Source organism: Stenotrophomonas sp. 05L44_2, from assembly GCF_056665995.1.
In genome coordinates this window covers 1-2106 of record NZ_JBFTNR010000721.1, presented here as the reverse complement: position 1 = coordinate 2106, position 2106 = coordinate 1, and the positions used below count along the sequence as shown (strand labels likewise).

2 protein-coding genes and 2 pseudogenes are annotated in these 2106 nt (G+C 67.1%); all 4 read left to right on the top strand.

The window, feature by feature from the left end:
* Positions 1-373, top strand: a pseudogene (locus AC1VAN_RS19785) (glutathione-disulfide reductase); the annotation flags it as partial.
* Positions 374-628: 255 nt separating this feature from the next.
* Positions 629-1549, top strand: coding sequence for a DMT family transporter (locus tag AC1VAN_RS19780; protein ID WP_032975073.1), 921 nt, complete (start codon positions 629-631; stop codon positions 1547-1549).
* On the top strand, positions 1456-1884 hold the full coding sequence (locus AC1VAN_RS19775) for an MGMT family protein (protein ID WP_394122484.1): 429 nt from the start codon (positions 1456-1458) through the stop codon (positions 1882-1884). Before AC1VAN_RS19780 ends, AC1VAN_RS19775 begins: the two co-directional genes overlap by 94 nt.
* Positions 1885-1977: 93 nt before the next feature.
* Positions 1978-2106 (top strand): annotated as a pseudogene (locus tag AC1VAN_RS19770) (rhomboid family intramembrane serine protease); the annotation flags it as partial.

The window sequence follows — 2106 nt, the reverse complement described above, 5'->3', positions numbered from 1 at the left end:
GTTTGGTGGTCGCCCGGATGCGAAGATGGATTACGACAACGTGGCCAGCGTGGTGTTCTCGCACCCGCCGCTGGGCGCGGTAGGCATGAGCGAGGAAGATGCACGTGCGCGCTTCGAGCAGGTGACCGTGTACCACAGCCGGTTCCGGCCGATGCTGCAGGCGCTGGCCAACGGCACCCAGCGCAGCCTGTTCAAGATGGTCTGCGCCGGCCCAGAGGAGCGCGTGGTGGGTGTGCATCTGCTCGGTGAAGCGGCCGACGAGATCCTGCAGGGTTTCGCGGTGGCGGTGAAGATGGGGGCGACCAAGGCCCAGTTCGACGACACGGTGGCGATTCACCCGACGTCTGCTGAAGAAGTGGTGTTGATGCGCTGAGCCGACACTCACGGTAGTGCCGGCCGCTGGCCGGCAACCTCGACAGCAACGGCAACGGCAACAGCAAAAAGCTGGGTTCTTGTGGGATGGCGGGGTGGGTGTCGACCTTGGTCGACATGTAGATCCACGCCATGCGTGGATCAGGAGTTGCAGTGAGCATGAACGGACATCGGATCGTTCGCCCGGAACTGCCATGAGACAATTGGAAGCAATCCAGCTGCTTCCAGCCGCCCCATGCGGCCCGTTTTCTTCCTGATGTCCACTTCTTCCCCCCGTATCGCCACCACGTCCCCGCGCATCGCTCTGGGCGGCATCGGCCTGGCTGCGATCGGCGCCATYGCCGCCTCGGGCAAGGCGATCATCGTCAAGCTGGGGCTGCGCCATGGCGTGGACGCGACCACGCTGCTGGCGCTGCGCATGCTGATGGCGCTGCCGCTGTTCGCGTTGATGGCGGTGTGGGCCTCGCGCCGTGCCGAGCGACTGTCCTGGGCCGACCGCGCGCGCGTGCTGTGGCTTGGCTTCACCGGTTACTACCTGTCCAGCCTGCTGGATTTCCAGGGCCTGCAGTACATCAGCGTGACCCTGGAACGGTTGATCCTGTACTTGAACCCGACCCTGGTGCTGCTGATCAACGTGCTGCTGGCGCGGCAGCAGCCGGGTCGGTGGCAGGTCGGCGCGCTGGTGCTCAGCTATCTCGGCGTGCTGATCGCGTTCGGCCATGACCTGCAGCGGGAGGGTGGGCAGATCATCCTCGGCAGCCTGCTGGTGCTGGGCAGTGCGCTCAGCTATGCGCTGTATCTGTTCGGCAGCGGCCAGGTGGTCGCCCGTATCGGCGCGGTGCGTCTGACCGCCTACGCCAGCTGCGTGGCCAGCGTACTGGTGCTGCTGCATTTCACCATTACCCATCCGCTGCCGTTGCTGTGGCAGGCCCCCGCTGCCGTGCAGTGGCTGTCGCTGATCAACGCGACGGTCTGCACCGTGCTGCCGGTGCTGGCGATCATGCTGGCGGTGCAGCGCGTCGGCTCGTCGCTGGCTGCGCAGGTGGGTATGCTGGGCCCGGTTTCCACCATCGTGATGAGCCTATGGCTGCTCGACGAACCGATGGGGCCGGCGCAGATCGCCGGCACCGTGCTGGTCCTGATCGGCGTGCTGCTGGTGACGCGGCTGCGCCGCTGACGCCGGAGCAGGCGCGTGCCCGCATCCTGGCGGTGATCCATGCGATCCCGCCAGGGCAGGTGATGGGCTACGGGCAGGTCGCGATGCGCGCCGGCCTGCCCGGACGCGCCCGGCTGACTGCACGCATCCTCGGCCAGAATGACGATCCCTCGCTGCCCTGGCACCGGGTGCTGCGCTCGGATGGGCGCATCGCCATGGCTGAAGGTTCGGCCGGCTGGCGCGAACAATCGCAGCGGCTGCGCGCCGAGGGTGTCATCGTCGAAAACGGCCGGGTGCGGATGCCCGCGACCGACCCGGCGGCGGCGCTGGATGCGGCCGTATGGGGGCCGGGCTGATCGCTGCCTGCGACTGAACGGGCGGCCGTCCGCGCTGGTCAAAAAGGGCCGGTGCTGCGGCTATGATGGAGGCCGTTCCATGCCGGTGTCCCCATGTTCCCGCGACTGCCAACCGTCACCAAGGCCCTGTTGATCGCCAACGCGATCCTGTTCCTGCTGCAGCAGCCGTTCCTGCTCGGCATGCAGACCTTCGAGCCGTTCATGCTGCAGCCGCTGCAGCAG

Coding starts and splice junctions, on each gene's coding strand:
- AC1VAN_RS19775 (WP_394122484.1), top strand. CDS start 1,456: ATGGCTGCTCGACGAACCGATGGGGCCGGCGCAGATCGCCGGCACCGT.